This is a genomic window from Telmatospirillum sp. J64-1, assembly GCF_006980715.1.
Lineage (GTDB): Bacteria > Pseudomonadota > Alphaproteobacteria > Rhodospirillales > Magnetospirillaceae > Oleiliquidispirillum > Oleiliquidispirillum nitrogeniifigens.
This window is the reverse complement of the sequence record NZ_SBHN01000003.1, coordinates 46693-64207: the sequence shown is the minus strand read 5'-3', so window position 1 is coordinate 64207 and position 17515 is coordinate 46693. Positions and strand designations below refer to the sequence as shown.

Sequence of the window (17515 nt, the reverse complement as noted above, 5' to 3'; positions counted from 1 at the left end):
AAGGCGAGGAGTTCAGTGGCGACTGCGAAGAAAGAGAAGGTGCTTGCATCGGCCGAAACGGCCGAGGCCAAACCGATCAAACGCCGCCGTTCCGCGGACGCCACGCGGTCGCGCATCCTGTGGGCGGCCTATGGAGAATTCGCCGCCAAGGGCATGGAAGGTGCGCGGATCGACGCCATCGCCGAGCGTGCCGATGCCAACAAGCGCATGATCTATCATTATTTCGGCGACAAGGAGGGGCTGTATCTCGCGGTCCTCGAAGCCGCCTACGAACGGGCGCGTTCGGCCGAGCGCAAGCTGGACCTCAACCGCCTCGATCCCGAGATGGCGATGGGCCGGCTAGTCGAATTCACCTTCGACAGTTTCGTCAAGGACCGCAGTTTCATCCAGCTGCTCAATACCGAGAACCTGCTCGGCGCCCGTTACCTGCGGCGCTCGGAGAAGATTCCGGCCCTGCATTCACCGCTTTTCACCATGATCGCCGATATCGTGGAGCGCGGCGCCGCCGCAGGCGTCTTCCGCAATGACGTGGACCCGGCCCAGCTGTGGATTTCCATCGTCAGCCTCAGCTATTTCTACTTCTCCAACGTCCACACCCTATCCTTCGTGATCGGCAAGGACCTGCAGGCCCAGCCGGCGCTGGCCGAACGCAAGGCCCATGTGGTGGGCATGGTCCTCGATTACCTCCGGCACAAGCAGGGCTGAGGGAGCAATTCCTCGCCTATGAAGGCGGGGAGCTTTCGGGCCGGTGCAGCAGGTTCACCACGCGGCGGTATTCCGTCGGCGTGACGCCCTGGTTGTTGCGGAAGAAGCGCGTGAAATGGCTGGGGGCGGCGAAGCCCAATTGTTCGGAGATCTCGGTCACGTTCTGTCCTCCCCGCGCCAGGGAGTCGATGGCGTTTTCCATCCGCAGGACGTTGAAATAAAGCGCCGGGGTAATCTGCATGGCGTTCTGGAACAGGCGGAAGAGATGGGCGCGGGAAAGACCGGCGGCGCGGGCCACGCGGTCGGCGTTGAATTCCTCGCCCAGTGTCTGGCGCATGTAGCGGACCGCGCTGCGCACGCGGAAATCCTTGGCCGGGGTCTGGGCCAGCGAGCGGATGCCGCGCAGCGAGCGCCATTCCGAGAACTGGTCGATGATGGCGATCATCAATTCCATTAGCGCCTGTTCGTGCTGTTCCCCCATCTCGTCGTTGAACAGCAATTCGTCGGCCATGCGGTCGGCCAGGCGGCGGATATGCGGGGTCAGCTCGCAGCAGGGCTGGGGGAAGAAGCCGGGGCAGGCGCAGGCGGTGAAGTCCCGTTGCATCTCGGCGAGCCAGCGCGGCTCGATGTAAAGGGCCAGGATCACGGTGCCCGGCGCGCCGGGCTGATGCGCATAGGAATGGGGTTCCCAGGTATTGATCAGAACGGCCGTATCGTCGCGCAAGGGGTGCAGCCGGTGGCGCACCGAGAAAAAGGTGTCCGCGCCTGATGCCTTGATCAGGACATGGCAATGGGGATGGGCATGGTGGATCAGCGCCCCATCCATGTCTAGCAGCGCCACGCGCCCGAATTGCCCCTGGAAAATTCTTAGGGCGTTGGACATGTCTTCCTCCCTGTGGCGGCCGTTCTGCCCGCAGGAGGAGTCCAGCGGAGCCGCTCTCTTAGGTCTTGTAGATATAAACGCGAAACAGTCGGATTTTACAGATTTTTCTTGTTCTCTCCTGGCCGATACGCCGAAGGCGGTAGGATCGGCATTATTGCTTGCTTTTCCCTGTCGCACGGACGGGCGGAGCCGCCTTGATTGCGGCTCCGCCCGGGTTTTCCCGCAGAAGGGGACTCAGGCTTTCTTGCGCTCGATGATCATCGAGACGAGCACGCCGAAGACCAGCGCCCAGAAGGGCGAACTGATGCTGAGCAGCCGGACGTCCGACATGGCGACCACCAGGGCGACGAAGGCGCCGATCTGGTGGCCCTGCGACTTGGTGAAGGCTTGCTGGAAGGCGGCGACCAGGACGCCGATCATGGCAAGCCCGGCCACGGTGGCGATCAGCGGGCGGGGCAAAGCGAGGACGAAGGGAACGGCGATGCCGGCGAAGATGCCGAAACTGCCGAACAGCACGCCATTGACCATGGCGGCGGTGTAGCGGCCCTTCTTCTCCTCCCCGGCCTGTTCGGACGAGCAGATCGCCGTCATCGGACCGGCGATATTGGCATTATGCCCGCCCAGGAAACCGGCCAGAATGCCGCCGATGCCGCTGATCACCGTCATGGAATTGACCGGCGGACGATAGCCCTCGGCCATCAGGACGCCGGTGGCCTGGGCATTTTCGGCACCGATGACCAGGATGGCGAGCGGAATGCTGACGGCAAGGAAGACGTCCAGGCTGAAGGTCGGGGGCGTGAAGGTGGGCAGGACGAAATCGACGGGGACGTTCGCCACCTGGAAGGAACCCGTCGCCGCCGCGACGACGATGCCCACCACCAGGGCGGCCAGGACCGGCGGGATGGTTTTGGAGAAGCGCATGGTCACGAAGAAGGCCGCGACCGCCGCCCCCACCAGCAAGGGGGCCGTGCCCGCCGCCGAGACCGTGCCGGTGCCGAAGCGGATCAGGGCCCCGGCGATCATCGCCATGATGATCGGCATGGGCAGCCATCGCATCACCTTGCCGATCAGGCCGCTGACTCCCAGCAGCAGCACCAGGACGCCGGCCATGATGAAGGCGCCGATGGCCTGGCTGAAGTCGAAGGTCTGGAGGGCCGTCAGCATGATGGCGGCGCCGGGGATAGAATAGGCCCCGACGATGGGCTGCATGTAATAGGTGGCCAGGATCAGGCTGATGAGGCCGCCGAGAAAATAGACGGCAAACAGCCACGAAACCGTCTGGGCGCTGCTCAGGCCCCCGGCCTCGGCGGCGCCGATGATGATGAGTGCGGGGCCGGTGCAGCCGAAGATGGCCGCCACCGCCGCGGCACTGACGGATTTCAGACTGACATGTTTCGGGAAGCCCCGTAGACCGTTCATGAAGCCGGCGCCGGCCTCGAAAATACCAGCCTTTCCTGTCGGTTCGGCCGGCTTCACCGGTTCAACCGAATCGGCGGCGCCCGTTCCCTGCCTGCTCATTGCATTTCCTCCTCATGGCTTTGTTCGTTTGCTTTTAGGAGACGGACGTCCCGGGGCGCCCTTGCCAGGGGAGTGATGCCGGGTGCCGGGGCAGATGCTGCGGCCAAAGCCCAGCGGATCGCCCCGGCGCTGCGGAAGACGTCTCGTCGCCCGCCGTTACGGTCTTATTGGCCGGTGAAGACCGGCTTGCGCTTTTCGTGGAAGGAGGCGACACCCTCCTTGAAGTCGGCCGAGCTGCGCAGGCGGCCATAGGCCTGGCCCTCGATCTCGATGGCCCCCTGGACGGAGGTGTGCTGGCCGCGATTGAGCACCGTCTTGATGGTGCGCTGGGCCAGGGGCGAGAAGCCGCGCAATTCCTCGACCAGGGCGTCCACGGCCTTTTCCAGGTCGGTATCGGCCACGCATTGGGTGACGAAGCCCCATTCCTCGGCCTGCTTGCCGGGAACGCGGCGGGCGCGCATGACGATGTCCTTGGTGCGGGCGATGCCGATCATGTGCAGCAGCCGGGCCGAGCCGCCGGAGCCGGGAATCATGCCGATGCGCATTTCCGGCAGGGCGAATTGCGCCGTTTCCGAAGCGATGCGGAAATCGCAGGCCAGCGACAATTCGAAGCCGACGCCGAAGCAATAACCGCGGATCTGGGCGATCACCGGCTTGCGGCAGCGTTCGGGCGCGGCGATGTTCACGGCCAGTTCCGAGACATGCTCGGGCGTCATTTCCATGAAGCCGGCGATATTGCCGCCCGAGGAGAAATTCTCGCCGTCATTGCGCAGCACGATCACGCGCACCCGATCGTCGGCGTCCAGGGCTTCGAAGACGGCGCGGAACTGATCGCGCTGGCGCATCGAGACGATATTCATCGGCGGACGGCTCAGCACGATGTCGGCGCGCTCCTTGGCCGCGTCGAATTCGACACGGAAGCCATCCAGTTCCTTCAGCAGGGGAGTATTGGAAAAGTCGTAAGCAGTCATTGAATGTGAACCTTCTTTCAGATGGCATCTTGCCGTTCGGGTTGGTATTCGCCGGCTTGGAGCTTGCGGCGTAGGATCTTGCCGACCGGTGATTTCGGGATGTCGTCCAGGAAGACGTATTCGCGGGGACGCTTGAAATTGGCGAGGCCGGAGGCGCGGCAATGGGCATCCAGCTCGGCGGGCGTGACGGCGGCGCTGCGCTTGATGAAGGCAGCGACCTTTTGTCCCCAGCGCTCGTCCGGCAGGCCGACCACGGCCACTTCCAGGACGGCCTCGTGCAGGGACAGCACGCTTTCAATCTCGACCGGCGAGACGTTCTCGCCGCCGGTGATGATCATGTCATCCACGCGGCCGGAGACGAAGAGGTCGCCGTCCTCGTCGAAATAGCCGGTGTCGCCGGTGAAGTACCATCCGGCATGCAGCGCCTTGGCATTGGCGTCGGGCCGGTTCAGATAGCCCTCGAAGGCCTCGTCCCCGGCGAGGTCGGCGATGATCTGGCCTTCCTCGAAGGGAGCGGCGGTCTCCTCGGGATTGGTGGAGCCCAGCTTCACTACGCGGATGCGCTGGTTCAGCGCCGCTTTCCCCGCCGAGCCCGGCTTGGCCGGGGCATTCTGGTTGATGGAGAAGGTGTAGATTTCCGACGAGCCGTAATGGTTGACGAAAAGCTGCGGGCGGAAGGCGGCGGCCAGCTTCTGCAGCAGCCCGTCGGTCATCGGCGCACCGGCAAAGCCCAGCTTGCGGACCGAGCTGATATCGGTCCGGGGGAAGCGGGGATTGGCCAGCAGGTCGTGATAGAGCGTTGGCACCAGATAGAGGCAGGTCAGCTTTTCCTGCTCGATCAGTTCAAGGGCGGTGGTGGTGTCGAAGCGCGGCTGGCAGACGAACAGGCCGTCGATCAAGGCCATGGACAGCAGCGAGCGCACGCCCATGGTGTGATAGAGCGGCATGACCCCCAGCGTCCGCTCGCCATGGGCGTAGCAATTCTGCGCCACATGGGCGACCGCAGCGGCGCGTTCGGCACGGTGGCGGCGCGGCACGCCCTTGGGCTTGCCCGTCGTGCCCGAGGTGTAGAGCAGCAGCGACTGCGTCTCGGCCGTGGCGCGGGTCTCGGCCGCTGCCGGCGCATTCTCGAGCAGGGCGTCGAAATCGAGGCTGCCTCCGGCAGCGCCGCGCACCGCGATCCGCGGCAGTTTCTGTGCCGCCGGGGACCCGGCCACGGCCTCGGCCGAAACGTCCTGGAACAGCACGATGGTGGCGCTGGAATCGGGCAGGCAGTAATCCAGCTCTTCCGCCTTGATGCGCCAGTTGAAGGGCGCCATGGTCAGCCCGGCGAGCTGGCAGGCCCAATGGGTGGTGGCCATTTCCCAATTGTTCTGCAAGGCGGCCGCAACGGTGTCGCCGGGCTTGAGGCCCAGGGCATCGAAGGCACCGACCAGACGCCGGACCTTTTCCGACCATTGCCGATAAGTGAATCGCACCGGCCCATCGACGAGGGCAAGGGCATCGGGGCTGCGCTCCACGCTGGCCAGGAAGCTGCGGCCGAGATCAAACATGCGGGGTCTCCCTCAATTGGCCGGTTACGTCCATGACCGCGCGCACGATCCCGGCATAGCCGGTGCAGCGGCACAGATGTCCGCTCAGCATGTCGCGCAGCTCGGCCTCGGACGGCTTCGGCACTCGTTCAAGGTAATCGGACAAGGACATCAGGATGCCTGCGGTGCAGAAGCCGCATTGCAGGGCGTGATGGCGGTTGAAGGCTTCTTGCAGCGCGGTCATCCGCCCTTCCTTGGCAAGCCCTTCCACCGTGTCCACGCGCCGGTTGTCGGCTTGCACGGCAAGCGTCAGGCAGGCGCGCTGGGCCACGCCGTCGATGCGGATGGTGCAGGCGCCGCAGACGCCGTGCTCGCAGCCGACGCGGGTGCCGTGGGCGCCCAGCTCATGGCGCAGGAAATCGCTGAGCAGCATGCGGGGATGGGCGTATCCGCTGCGGCGCTGGCCATTCAGGATGATCGTGACGGGATGCCGGGTTTCGGCGGTCAGGGCCTGCATGCGAGAGCCTCCTCGATTGCGGTGCGGCCGATACGGCGGACAAGGGAACGGCGGTAGCGGGCGGTGGCGTGCTGGTCGTCGTCTCCGCCGAGATCCCAGGCGAAGGCATTCAGGGCTTCGTCCAGTTCCGCACCGGCCAGCAGCGGCCAGTCGCGGGCGATGGGCCGGTCGGCGACGCCGCCGACGGCCAGCCTCAGGCCGTTCCTGTCGGCGATGGCGGCGCAGGCGGTGATGGCGAAATCGCCGTGCCGCATGGCGACTTCGCGGAAGGCATGGCCGGTTTCGGCTTTGCGCAGCGGGAAGCGCACGGCCTCGATGATCTCGTCGGCTTCCTTCGCCGTGGTCAACGGCCCCAGGAAGAATGCGGCGGCGGGCAGGCTGCGGCGCTTACGGGCGGAACGCAGCATTACCTCGCCGCCCAGCGCGACCAGGCAGAGCGGAAGCTCGGCGCTGGGATCGGCATGGGCGATGGAGCCGCAGACGGTGCCTCGGTTGCGGGTCTGGAAATGCCCGATCCAGGGCAGGGCGGCAGCCAGCAGCGGCACCTCCTCCGCCAGGGTCGGGCGCGCCATCAATTCGGCTTGCGTGACCGCCGCGCCCACCGTCAGCCAGCCGTCACGGGCTTCCAGACTCCGCAATTCATCCAGCAGGGACAGGTCGATCAGCAGGCGCGGCTGCACCAGGCGCATGTTCAGCATCGGCATCAGCGATTGCCCGCCAGCCAGGATGCGCGCCTCGTCCCCGCCGGAAGCCAGGGCGGCCAGGGCTTCGGACAGGCTTGCGGGGCGGAGGTAGTCGAAGGGAGCGGGCTTCATCGGGCTAATCCCAGCAGGCGCAGAAGGCGCTTCAGCAGAGAGGGCTTTTCCGCCGGTGCGGCGGGACCGCCGGCACGGGCGATCAGCTTGTCGAAGAACTGGCCGATCAGCAGGCGCGAGGCACTGTCGAGCATGCGTCCCCCGACGGCGGCGACCTTGCCGCCCACTTCGGCGGTGTAGCGATAGCGGACGGTGGTTCCCTCTGCCGTCCGTTCCAGCGTGACATGGCCGGTGCCGCGCCCGGTGCCCAGCGCGCTGGACCCGCTGCCGGCAAGGGTCAGCGAATTGGGCGGGTCGAGGTCGGACAGGGCCACTTCCGCCGTGTAGCGTCCGCGCACCGGGCCGATTCCCACCACCACTTCGGCGCGGTAGCTGTTGGGGCCCACCAGATCCAGCGCCTCGCAGCCGGGCAGCAGGGCGGCCAGTTCCTTGGGATCGAGCAGGATCGCCCAGACCTCTTCCGGGGTGGCGGGGACCGTGCGGCTGCCCTCGCCGGACAGGCCGCGGCCACCGGCGGTCTTGACGGGCTCGGGGGCGGGCGGGGCACCGGCTACGACCGGACGCGGCGGTTCCTCGCCGTCGATGAGGGCCGCAATCTTCGACGGCGTCAGGGGCAGCGTCACCGTGTCGATCCCCAGGGCATCGGCCACGGCATTGGCGATGCAGACCGGGGTGCTCATGTTGTTGCCTTCGCCCGCGCCCTTGGCGCCCAGCGGCGTGACCGGGGAAGGGCTTTCCCGGTGCAGGATCACCGGGACCGGCACCTCCATCGAGGTCGGGACCAGGTAATCGGCGAAGCTGCCCGACAGGAAGCCGCCATCCTCGCCATAGGCATATTCCTCGTAGAGCGCGACGCCGACCGCCTGGGCGAAGCCGCCCATCACCTGCCCCTCGACCATCAGCGGGTTCAGCAGGCGTCCCGCGTCATGCATGGTGACGTAGTGGTCGATGCGCACCTGCCCGGTGACGCGGTCCACTTCCACGCCGCAGAAGTCGAAGATGAAGCCGTAGCAGGCGGAACTGTTGATGTGGTCGGCGTCGGTCGGGGCCTTCAGCGGGTCGGGGGTCCAGAAGGCGGTTTCCCGCAAGGCCGCTTCCTGGCCTTCCGGCAAGGTACCCGGCGCCCAATGTCCGGCGGCGGCCAGGCGGGAGAAGGAGAGGGTGTTCTCGGGATTGCTGGCGGCAAAGACCTTGCCGTTCTCGAACCGCACATCCTCGGGCCGCACGTTCAGCTGCCCCGCCGCCAGCCGGGCCAGCCGATCGCGCAGCCGCATGGCGGCGATATGGGCGGTACCGGCCACCGCTCCGGCGAAGCGGCTGGAATAATTGCCGGCGGCGATGGACCAGGCATCCTTGGCCGTGTCGAAATCGGTGACGACGCGGATATCCTCGAGCCTCAGCCCGAAGACATCGGCGATGACCTGCGCCAGCACCGTCCGGTGGCCCTGTCCCTGCGGCACCGAGGCCACGGAAACCGACACGCCGCCGGTCGGATCGACCGCAACGGTGGCGGCCGCCTGGGCGCCGTTCTTCGGCCCGGCCTTGCGCCGTTCCTCGGCGGTCAGGACGGTGGTGATGTAGCCCATGTTGGAAATGGAGGGCTCGACGATGGCGGCATAGCCGATGCCGTAAAGCCGTCCCTCGGCACGGGCCTTGTCGCGGCGGGCCTTCAATTCGGCCAGGCCGCCGCGTTCGATCGCCTCTTCGACGGTCGCCGGATAATCGCCCGAATCGAGCTGCCCGCCCGAGGCCGTGGCATAGGGCATGGCCGAGGCCGGAACCAGGTTGCGGCGGATGACGTCCAGCGGGTCGAGATTCAGCGTCACGGCGATGTGGTGCATCAGCCGCTCCAGCCCGAAATAGAGCTGCCCGCCGCCGAAGCCCCGGTTCAAGCCGCTCGGCGTCTTGTTGGTCAGCGCGATGCGGTTGACCACCGCCAGATGGCGGATGTCGTAGGCGCCGGTCAGATTGCCGTGATTGCGGTAGAGGGAGGCTGGTTCGGGGGCGCGCACATAGGCGCCGCAATCCTCGGTCTGCTGCATGCGCAGGGCCAGCACCTTGCCGTCCGCATCCACGGCGGCTTCCAGGTCCATGCGCCGCCCGGTCGCCGAGGTCGCGGCCATCAGATGCTCCAGCCGGTCCTCAACCCATTTCACCGGCCTGCCGGAGACACGGGCGCAGAGGCCCATCAGGACGATATAGGGGAAAACGGCCTGCTTGTTGCCGAAGCTGCCGCCCGAATGGGGCGGCGATTTCAGCCGCAGCTTCGCGCCCGACACGTTCAAGGCGCGCGCCATCACCGGATGGACCGCAAAGGGGCCCGAGAAGTTGGAAAGAACCTCGTAGCCGCCTTCCGCCGGATCGTATTCGGCCTGCACCACGAAGCATTCCATGGGCGTGCAGGAATTGCGCGGATAATGGACGGTCAGCGACAGGCGGTGCGGCGCCGTCTCGAACTGGGAATCGGGGTCGCCATAAAGGAAATTGCGCGTGTTGGCGATGTTGGAGCCCACCGCCGGATGCAGGAGTTCCGAGGCCGGGTCGAGGGCTTGCTCGATGCTGGTCACCGGGGGCAGCGGGCGGTAGCGGACCTCGATGCGGTCCAGGGCGTCCTCGGCCAGGTAGCGGTTCTCGGCCAGCACCACGGCCACCGGCTCGCCGACATAGCGCACCCGGTCGATGGCGAGGCACCAATGTTCCATGGGGGCCTTGACGCCCACCAGGAAAGGACTGGCGAAGCGCTTGGCCTCTTCCCCGGTAACGATGGCGGCGACGCCGGGCATGGTCAGGGCGGCACCGACGTCGATCCCCAGAACCTCGGCATGGGCATGGGGCGAGCGCAGGATGGCGGCATGCAGGGTGCCGGGCTTCACCGGCAGGTCGTCGGCGTAGCGCGCGGCCCCGGTCAGGATCGCGGTATCTTCAAGGCGCGGGATCGGCCGGCCGACCAGCGGGCCGGCGGCGGATTCCGCCTGTGGAGTCGTTGCTGCGGACTTGAGCGCCGTCATTAGGTTTCCTCCCGATTACCGGAAGGCTAGCCGATGGCGCTCTGAACGCTGTTACCAGGGAGTGTCGGGTTTTACCCTACAGTCTCATTTTTTGCGGACTGATGATTTTTGCTTTTGATTGTTCGAGGCGGAATCCGCAAGGGGCGTCGTGGCAAAAGGGTGCCGCCGCTTGGCGGGGCGGCACCATGGGGACAGGGCTTATTTCGCGAAAAGCTGGCTCATGTCCTTGAACGCCTTGAATTCCAGGGCGTTACCGCAGGGGTCGAAGAGGAACATGGTGGCCTGTTCCCCGACCTGGCCCTTGAAGCGCACATAGGGTTCGATCACGAATTTGGTCCCACGGGCGCGCAGGCGTTCGGCCAGCGCTTCCCATTCCTCCCAGCTCAGCACGATGCCGAAATGCGGGACGGGGACGTCATGGCCGTCGACGGCGTTGGTATGCGCCGCTTCCTGGCTCTGGGTCTTGGGATGCTCGTGGATCACCAATTGGTGGCCGTAGAAATCGAAGTCCACCCAATGGTCGCTGGACCGGCCTTCGGGAAGGCCGAACACTTCGCCATAGAAATGGCGGGCGGCAGGCAGATCGTAGACGGGAATGGCGAGATGAAAGGGTGAAAGGCTCACGGCGCTGATCCTGCTTTGCGTGATAGGTACACATAGTTTGGTGCATTGGCGGCATCAGAAAAAGCGCATATGTTTTGTGCCGAGATCAAAAAATTTTTATCAATAGGCGCCGATGATTCGCGAGCTCCGGACCTTTGTCACCATCGCCAAGCAGGGCTCCTTCGCCGCCGCAGGCCAGAAGATCGGCCTGACGCAGTCGGCCGTCAGCGCCCAGATCAGAAATCTGGAAGAAGCGCTGGGCCTTCGTCTTTTCGATCGAACCGGGCGTTCGGCGATCCTCAATGCCGCCGGGCTGAGGGCCGTTCCCATGGCCGAACAGATCCTCGAGATCTTCGCCTTGATGGGAACGCCGGAAAGCCTGGAGGAATACAAGGGCGAGTTGAGGATCGGGGCGATCAGCACGGCGCAGACGGGGCTGCTGCCGCCCATTCTCCTGCGGCTGCACCAGCAGGCGCCGGGCATCGAGTCCAAGCTGGTACCCGGGGTTTCGCTCAATCTGCTGGCGCAGGTCGATGCCGGTGAGATCGACCTGGCGATCATGATCCGCCCGCCTTTCGCGTTGCCGAAGGAATTGCATGCCGAATTGATCCAGAAGGAGCCTTTCGTGCTGGTCGCGCCCCTGGGCACGCAAGGCGACGACCCCTTGGCCCTGCTCGCGGAACAGCCCTTCGTGCGCTATGACCGCAGTTCGTTCGGCGGCCGCCTCGTCAGCCAGTTCCTGCGCCGGAAACGGCTGGAGGTCCGGCAGGTGCTGGAGCTGGATGAGCTGGACGCCATCGTCAAGATGGTCGAGAGCGGCTTGGGCGTCTCGCTGATCCCGCGCGCCGGATTGTGGCTGGAGCACGAGCCCGCCATCCGGGTGATTCCCTTGGGCGAGGCGACCTTCCATCGCGAGCTTGTACTGGTCACCCGCTACGGTTCCCGGCAGTCGCCCTTGCATCAGCTGTTCCGCCGTTGCCTGGCGGAAAGGACCAAGCCTGACCTTGCATGACTTTTGGAGCGGCTTCCTCCTCCAAGAGCTATGTCCTGCCGCGTGACTCGGAATTCATCTCTCCCTTTCATGAGTTTGTGCGTATATTAATATCCAATCCTGGGCCAGCACGCCTGCTCGGATCATGCCTCCCTCCTTTGCGTGCTGTGCCCTGCGAATGAACGAATCCGAGGATAAAAACCCATGGAATTGATCATCAATGGCACGACCCACCAGGTGGACGCGGAAGAAGACACGCCGCTGCTTTGGGTGATCCGTGACGACCTTGGAATGACCGGCACGAAATACGGCTGCGGCCTGGCCCAGTGTGGCGCCTGCACCGTGCTGGTGGACGGCCAGCCCACCCGTTCCTGCGTCACCCCCGTCGGCAGCGTGGCGGGCCTGCCCATCACCACCATCGAGGCCATCAACGAGGACCCGGTCGGGCGCCGCGTGGTCGAGGCCTGGGTCGAGCATCAGGTGCCGCAATGCGGCTATTGCCAATCCGGCCAGGTGATGGCGGCGACCGCCCTGCTGAAGGAGAACCCGCAGCCGAGCGAGGAGGATATTGCGGCCTCGATGGTCAATCTCTGCCGCTGCGGCACCTACAACGCCATCGCCGCCGCTGTGCGCGATGTGGCCCAGGGCTGAGGGAGGAAGACATCATGAATCTCGCCGCCCTCGAGCATTTCCCGCTCTCTCATCGCTGGCCGATCAACCTGACCCGCCGCGGCTTTCTCGGCGCCTCGCTGGGCGCGCTGGTGCTGGGGGTCCTGCTGCCCGGCGGCACCGCCCGTGCCCAGGGCGCCGTGGCCGAGGCGAAGCCGGGCACCCGCGTGCCGGCCTTCCTTGAAATCCGTCCCGACGGGACCGTGCTGCTGAAAAGCCCCTTCATCGAAGGGGGGCAGGGCATCTTCACCGCCATGGCGCAGATCGTCGGCGAGGAACTGGACGCCGATCCCAGCCGCTTCGTCGTCGAATGCGCCGAGCCGGGTTCCGATTACATGGTGGTCGGTGGCAGGCGCCTGACGGGGGGCAGCTTCTCCGTCCGGTCGAGCTATACGACGATGCGCGGGCTGGGCGCCGCCGCCCGCCAGATGCTGCTGCAGGCCGCCGCCGGCCGTCTCGGCGTGCCGGTGTCGGAACTGACCACCGAACCCGGAAAGGTGGTCCACGCCGCTTCGGGCCGCTCGATCGAATATGGCGAACTGGCTGCCGAAGCGGCCGCTTTGCCGGTGCCGGAAGATGTGCCGCTGAAGGCGGAATCGGACTTCCGCTGGATCAAGAAGCCGGTGGCCCGGCTGGACGTGCTCGAGAAATCGACGGGCAAGGCCGTCTATGCCATCGACCTGACGGTCGAGGGGATGTTGCAGGCCGCTGTTCAGCACGCCCCGCGCTTCGGCGCGGAACCGGGCGCCATCGCCAACGAGGCCGAGGTCAAGGCCATGAAGGGGGTGCATTCGATCCATCGCCTGCCCGGTGCCGTCGCCGTGGTCGCGGATCGCTGGTGGCAGGCGCGGCGGGCGGTCGAGACGCTGCAGGTCGAATGGACCGAACCGGCTGCCGGTGCCCGTTTCGCCATGCCCGCCGATTTCTCCTCCGACGGTTTCCGTGCCACGCTGGCCGCGGCCTCCGGGCCGGGGGTCGCGGCGGAAAGCGAAGGCGACAGCGCGGCGGCGATGCAGGGCGCGGCGCGCGTGATCGAGGCCACCTATGACGCGCCCTTCCTGGCCCATGGACAGCTGGAGCCGCCCTCGGCCCTGGCGCGCTGGAACGAGGACGGTACGCTGGAATTGTGGCTGCCCAACCAGGCCCCGGAAATGTTCCAGCAGGTCGCGGCCAAGGCTGCGGGCATCGAACCCGAGAAGGTGATCCTGCATTCCCCCATGCTGGGCGGCTTCTTCGGACGGCACTTCCTGTACGAGGGCGCCAGCCCCTTCCCGCAGGCGATCCAGCTTGCCAAGGCCGTCGGGCGTCCGGTGAAGGTGATCTGGAGCCGCGAGGAGGAATTCCTGCGCGACGCGCTGCGTCCCCTCAGCCTTGCCCGCTTCCGTGCCGGACTCGATGCCGAGGGCCTGCCGGTGGCGCTGGAGGCCGAGGCGGTGGGCGAGGGCCCGATCGGCCGGTGGTTCGGCCGCAAGCCCGATGCCGCCGATCCTTCGGTGGTGGAAGGGATTTCGGGCAAGCTCTACGCCATCCCGAACCGCAGCATCGCCCATGTCCCGGTGGAGAGTCCGGCCATCATCGGCTTCTGGCGCTCGGTCGGGCATTCGATGAACGACTTCTTCTACGAGACCTTCTTCGACGAAATGGCCGATGCCGGGCAGCAGGACCCCTACGAGCTGCGCCTGCGTCTGCTGGCCGATCATCCGCGCCAGAAGGCATTGCTCGAAGCGGTGGGGGAACTCTCCGGCGGCTGGAAGCGGGGGCCGTTCACGGCGGAAGACGGCAGCCGGCGGGCGCGCGGCGTGGCCATGGCCTCGCCTTTCGGCAGCGAGGTGGCGACCATTGCCGAAGTCTCCTTGCGGCAGGGCGAAGTCGTCGTGCATGACGTCTGGGTGGCGATCGATCCGGGCAGCATCGTCAACCCCGCGATCATCGAGGCCCAGGTGAATTCCGCCGTGGCACTCGGCCTGTCCTCGGCGCTGCTGGAAGAGGTGGTCTATGTCGACGGCGCTCCGCAGGCGCGCAATTTCGACGGTTATCCCATCCTGCCGCCGGATCGCATGCCGCGCGTGCATGTGCGCATCATCGAAAGCGGGGCGCCCATGGGCGGCATCGGCGAACCGGGCCTGCCCGGCGTCCCCCCGGCAGTCGCCAACGCGGTCTCGGTCCTGACCGGCCAGCGCGTCCGCAGCCTGCCCTTGTCGAAGATGCAGTTCTCCGCGACGGACATCTGACAAACAGACCGGGCGGCCTCCGCAGGAAGCCGCCCGGTTGAGGTGATGGTGCCGTTATCCTTGATCCCCCATGGCAGCTTCGCCTGCCATGGGGGCCTTTCGATGCGGACTTATTCGACGGCTTGGATCTTGGCATAGATGTCGGCCAACTGGCCGCGCTGGAAGGTATTGGGCACATCGGCGACCTTGGCGCGGAAGGCCTCCTTGTCCGGGGTGATGATGGTCATCCCGCTGTCCTCGAATTTCTTCAGCAGCGCTTCTTCGCTTTCAATGGTCAGTTGATCGCGATATTCGCCGGCGTCCCTCGCGGCTTGCACCAGGATCTCCCGCTGCTCGGGCGTCAGGCGATTATAGGTGTCGTCGCTCATGGCGAGGATTTCGTTCGCCACCACATGGCCGGTCAGGGTCAGATACTTGTTCACCAGGGGGACGCCCACCGAATCGATGATCGGCAAGGGATTCTCCTGCGCATCCACGGTATTGGTCTGGAGCGCGGTGAAGAGTTCCTTGAAGTCGACCGGGGTCGGGGTCGCGCCCACGGCTCTCCAGCCAGCCTCGAAGATCGGTACCGGCACGATGCGCAGCTTCATCCCCGCCATGTCGTCCGGAGTTTCGACGGGACGGTTGGAGGTGAGGTGCCGGGTGCCGTAATACCAGGCTCCCTCGATCATATGGATGTTCAGCCTTTCGCGCAGGGCATCGGCGATCATCCGGCCAGGTTCGCCCCGCATGGACTTCTGCATGTGCTCGGTGTCGCGGAAGGCGTAGAGGAGACCGAGGATATTGGCCTCGGGAATGACATTGCCATAGGTGGCGCCGGCGATGGCGGCCATGTCCAGGGTGCCGATCTGCAGGCCCTCGATCATCTGCTGCTCGTTCCCGAGCTGTCCGCCGGGATAAGTGAGCACGCGGATGGTGCCGCCCGACCTTTCCTCGACCAGTTCGGCGAAACGTTTCGCGCCAAGGTCGGTCGGCGTGCCGACGGCGATGTTGTGACCGAAGCGCAGCTCGATTTCCTGGGCCGAAGCCGGCGTCATTCCCATCAGGGGAAGCCCCAGCAAGCCGGCGACGGCGATGGTTCGGCGAATGCCGCGGAACATGGTGGTCAAAGTCGCTCTCCTTTGTATGGGGTCAGCCGCCATAGACGAGTGACGGCAGCCAGGTGATGAGCCCGGGCATGAAGATCATCAGGAACAGAACGAAGATCAGCGGGACGAGGAAGGGCAGGATCGCTATCACCACTTTCTCAAGCGGCTGTCCCGAAATCTGGCTGCCGACATAGAGGCAGATACCGACGGGCGGGGTGACGAGGCCGATGCCCAGGCCGTAGACCATGAAGACCCCGATGAAGACGGGATCGATCCCTGCCGTCGCGAGAGCCGGCGCCAGGACGGGCGTCAGCAGGATCAGCGCGGCAACCACTTCCAGGAAGGTGCCGATGATTATGAGCAGGATGGCGACGGCAATCAGCAGCAGCATTCCGTCGGAGAAGGTGGAGATGAAGGTGGATGCCAGCTGATGGGCCAGCTGCTCGCGTGCGACCACATATCCGAGCGGTGCTGCGAAGCCGATGATCAGAAGGACCGCGCCCGACATGACGGCGGTGGTGACCAGGGCTTCGATGAATTTCTCGAGCGTGAGTTCGCGATAGACGAGGCTGGCAACCGCCGTCGCGTAGAGGGCGGCGAGGACCGAGGCTTCGGTCGGGGTCGCGATGCCGCCGAACAGGGCGCCCAGCAGGACGATCGGGGTCAGCAGGGCCCAACTCGCCGCCTTCAGTGCCTGCCACAGGGGCACGCGCTCGACCGGAAGCGGCTGCGTGGCCCGGCGCGGCAGGAGGAAGGCGAAGGTCGCCATCAGCAGGATGCCGCAAAGGATACCCGGCAGCATCCCGCCAAGGAACAGCAGTCCGATCGGCGTGCCGGCGATGCTGCCGAAGATCACCATGTTGATGCTGGGGGGAATGATCGGGCCGATCGTCGAGGAGGTGACCGTTACCCCCACGCTCAGGTCGTCGGGATAATTGTTCTCGCGCATCGCCTTGAGCTCGACCTTGCCGAGACTCGCGACATCCGCGACGGCAGCGCCGGACATGCCGGAGAAGACCATGCTGGCGATCACGTTGGCGTGGCCCAGGCTGCCGGGAATGCGTCCGACGACGGCCAGGGCGAAAGCGAAAATGCGCCGCGTGATGCCGCCGCTGTTCATCAATTCCCCGGTCAGGATGAAGAAGGGAATGGCGATCAGCGGCAGGCCGCTCAACTGGCCGGCAACCTGCTGCGGTAGGACCAGGAGGTTGGCCCCGGAGGCGAGGAAATAGCCGACGGCCGAGAAGCCGATCGCGAAGGCTACGGGAACGCCGAGGCCGAGACTGAGGAGAAGCGTAAGGGCTGCGACTATCACGAAATGATCCTTGCCAAGAGGAGCTCAGCCGAGAGGCGGCACGGCGCGTGGGCGCCCGATATGCTGTTCGATGCGGGAGAACCGGTATCCGAACAGCCCTGCTTGCAGGAGCCGAAGGGCGGCGATGGCGGAGAAGGCCGGGATGGCGCTATAGGCCCAGGCCCAGGTGATCGGAAGCGCCGTCGCGGCAAAAGATGTCCTGTTGGCGAGCTGCCACCCTTTCCAGCCCAGCAGTGCGAGGAAGGCGCAGATGGCGATGAGGATGAGCAAGCGGACCAGGACTTGAAGGCTTCCGGGAAGCCGCGCGAAGAAATATTCGACCCGGATCAGTTCCATGCGTTTGATGGCGCCGATGGCGCCGAAGAAGGACGCCCAGATGAAAAGAAACTGGGCGAGCTCTTCAGGCCAGCCGAGAGGCATGCTGAAGAGGGTGCGCAGGATGATCTGCAATCCCATCGAGCAGCCGACGATCAGCAAGAGACCCGCCGCAAGGATCTCTTCGAGGTTGTCGCTCAGAACGACCCATGTCGGCCTGCTCTTGAGCGGTTCTTCTGTTCGGTTCTGCTCCATGTCTCCCCCATCCCGTTACTCTAACTGGGCGCGCATCTGGTCTGACCAGGATCGTATGATAAGATCGCAGCTTTCTGACGTCTTCAAGTCTTTATTTTT

The 17515-nt window shown here is 65.6% G+C and carries 15 protein-coding genes; 4 read left to right on the top strand and 11 right to left on the bottom strand.

What is annotated here, in order from left to right; all coding sequences use genetic code 11:
* Positions 1-15 precede the first annotated feature (15 nt).
* Positions 16-705 (top strand): TetR family transcriptional regulator, encoded by a 690-nt coding sequence (locus EPD66_RS03985; protein WP_255448360.1) that lies wholly within the window; start codon positions 16-18, stop codon positions 703-705.
* 16 nt (positions 706-721) lie between these two features.
* Here the strand turns inward: EPD66_RS03985 and EPD66_RS03980 are convergent, their stop codons facing one another.
* From EPD66_RS03980 to EPD66_RS03945, 8 genes are all read right to left on the bottom strand, one after another.
* Positions 722-1588, bottom strand: a complete 867-nt coding sequence (locus tag EPD66_RS03980; RefSeq protein ID WP_142847190.1) for an AraC family transcriptional regulator — start codon at positions 1586-1588, stop codon at positions 722-724.
* Between the two features lie 234 nt (positions 1589-1822).
* On the bottom strand, positions 1823-3106 hold the full coding sequence (locus EPD66_RS03975) for a benzoate/H(+) symporter BenE family transporter (protein ID WP_221930871.1): 1284 nt from the start codon (positions 3104-3106) through the stop codon (positions 1823-1825).
* A 164-nt stretch (positions 3107-3270) separates the two neighbouring features.
* Positions 3271-4077, bottom strand: coding sequence for an enoyl-CoA hydratase/isomerase family protein (locus EPD66_RS03970; RefSeq protein ID WP_142847189.1), 807 nt, complete (start codon positions 4075-4077; stop codon positions 3271-3273).
* Positions 4078-4094: 17 nt separating this feature from the next.
* Positions 4095-5630, bottom strand: coding sequence for an AMP-binding protein (locus tag EPD66_RS03965; protein WP_142847188.1), 1536 nt, complete (start codon positions 5628-5630; stop codon positions 4095-4097).
* Complete coding sequence (locus EPD66_RS03960; RefSeq protein ID WP_142847187.1) at positions 5623-6126, bottom strand: (2Fe-2S)-binding protein; 504 nt, start codon at positions 6124-6126, stop codon at positions 5623-5625. Before EPD66_RS03960 ends, EPD66_RS03965 begins: the two co-directional genes overlap by 8 nt.
* Positions 6114-6941 (bottom strand): xanthine dehydrogenase family protein subunit M, encoded by an 828-nt coding sequence (locus tag EPD66_RS03955; RefSeq protein ID WP_142847186.1) that lies wholly within the window; start codon positions 6939-6941, stop codon positions 6114-6116. Before EPD66_RS03955 ends, EPD66_RS03960 begins: the two co-directional genes overlap by 13 nt.
* Positions 6938-9949 carry a molybdopterin cofactor-binding domain-containing protein gene (locus EPD66_RS03950; RefSeq protein ID WP_142847185.1) on the bottom strand — a complete coding sequence of 1004 codons (3012 nt, stop codon included), beginning with the start codon at positions 9947-9949 and terminating at the stop codon, positions 6938-6940. The genes EPD66_RS03955 and EPD66_RS03950 overlap by 4 nt, the downstream gene beginning before the upstream one ends.
* A 198-nt stretch (positions 9950-10147) precedes the next feature.
* Positions 10148-10573, bottom strand: a complete 426-nt coding sequence (locus EPD66_RS03945) for a VOC family protein (protein WP_142847184.1) — start codon at positions 10571-10573, stop codon at positions 10148-10150.
* A 112-nt stretch (positions 10574-10685) separates the two neighbouring features.
* Here EPD66_RS03945 and EPD66_RS03940 point away from each other — a divergent pair, with 112 nt between their 5' ends.
* From EPD66_RS03940 to EPD66_RS03930, 3 genes are all read left to right on the top strand, one after another.
* On the top strand, positions 10686-11564 hold the full coding sequence (locus EPD66_RS03940; RefSeq protein WP_142847183.1) for a LysR family transcriptional regulator: 879 nt from the start codon (positions 10686-10688) through the stop codon (positions 11562-11564).
* A gap of 183 nt (positions 11565-11747) precedes the next feature.
* Positions 11748-12194: a (2Fe-2S)-binding protein gene (locus EPD66_RS03935; RefSeq protein ID WP_142847182.1), complete on the top strand. Its 447-nt coding sequence runs from the start codon at positions 11748-11750 to the stop codon at positions 12192-12194.
* Positions 12195-12208: 14 nt separating this feature from the next.
* Positions 12209-14443, top strand: coding sequence for a xanthine dehydrogenase family protein molybdopterin-binding subunit (locus tag EPD66_RS03930; RefSeq protein ID WP_142847181.1), 2235 nt, complete (start codon positions 12209-12211; stop codon positions 14441-14443).
* 110 nt (positions 14444-14553) lie between these two features.
* Here the strand turns inward: EPD66_RS03930 and EPD66_RS03925 are convergent, their stop codons facing one another.
* From EPD66_RS03925 to EPD66_RS03915, 3 genes are read right to left on the bottom strand one after another with little or no spacing between them, the layout of a single operon-like run.
* Positions 14554-15543, bottom strand: coding sequence for a TRAP transporter substrate-binding protein (locus EPD66_RS03925; RefSeq protein ID WP_255448369.1), 990 nt, complete (start codon positions 15541-15543; stop codon positions 14554-14556).
* A gap of 31 nt (positions 15544-15574) precedes the next feature.
* A complete protein-coding gene (locus EPD66_RS03920) occupies positions 15575-16846 on the bottom strand; it encodes a TRAP transporter large permease (protein ID WP_142847179.1) in 1272 nt (423 codons plus the stop codon).
* Positions 16847-16870: 24 nt separating this feature from the next.
* Complete coding sequence (locus EPD66_RS03915) at positions 16871-17416, bottom strand: TRAP transporter small permease (RefSeq protein ID WP_142847178.1); 546 nt, start codon at positions 17414-17416, stop codon at positions 16871-16873.
* Positions 17417-17515 lie beyond the last annotated feature (99 nt).

Bases quoted from the DNA above. Each gene is read 5' to 3' on its own strand.
- EPD66_RS03980 (WP_142847190.1), bottom strand. From the start codon at position 1,588: ATGTCCAACGCCCTAAGAATTTTCCAGGGGCAATTCGGGCGCGTGGCG.
- EPD66_RS03975 (WP_221930871.1), bottom strand. From the start codon at position 3,106: ATGAGCAGGCAGGGAACGGGCGCCGCCGATTCGGTTGAACCGGTGAAG.
- EPD66_RS03970 (WP_142847189.1), bottom strand. From the start codon at position 4,077: ATGACTGCTTACGACTTTTCCAATACTCCCCTGCTGAAGGAACTGGAT.
- EPD66_RS03965 (WP_142847188.1), bottom strand. From the start codon at position 5,630: ATGTTTGATCTCGGCCGCAGCTTCCTGGCCAGCGTGGAGCGCAGCCCC.
- EPD66_RS03960 (WP_142847187.1), bottom strand. From the start codon at position 6,126: ATGCAGGCCCTGACCGCCGAAACCCGGCATCCCGTCACGATCATCCTG.
- EPD66_RS03955 (WP_142847186.1), bottom strand. From the start codon at position 6,941: ATGAAGCCCGCTCCCTTCGACTACCTCCGCCCCGCAAGCCTGTCCGAA.
- EPD66_RS03950 (WP_142847185.1), bottom strand. From the start codon at position 9,949: ATGACGGCGCTCAAGTCCGCAGCAACGACTCCACAGGCGGAATCCGCC.
- EPD66_RS03940 (WP_142847183.1), top strand. From the start codon at position 10,686: ATGATTCGCGAGCTCCGGACCTTTGTCACCATCGCCAAGCAGGGCTCC.
- EPD66_RS03935 (WP_142847182.1), top strand. From the start codon at position 11,748: ATGGAATTGATCATCAATGGCACGACCCACCAGGTGGACGCGGAAGAA.
- EPD66_RS03930 (WP_142847181.1), top strand. From the start codon at position 12,209: ATGAATCTCGCCGCCCTCGAGCATTTCCCGCTCTCTCATCGCTGGCCG.
- EPD66_RS03925 (WP_255448369.1), bottom strand. From the start codon at position 15,543: ATGTTCCGCGGCATTCGCCGAACCATCGCCGTCGCCGGCTTGCTGGGG.
- EPD66_RS03915 (WP_142847178.1), bottom strand. From the start codon at position 17,416: ATGGAGCAGAACCGAACAGAAGAACCGCTCAAGAGCAGGCCGACATGG.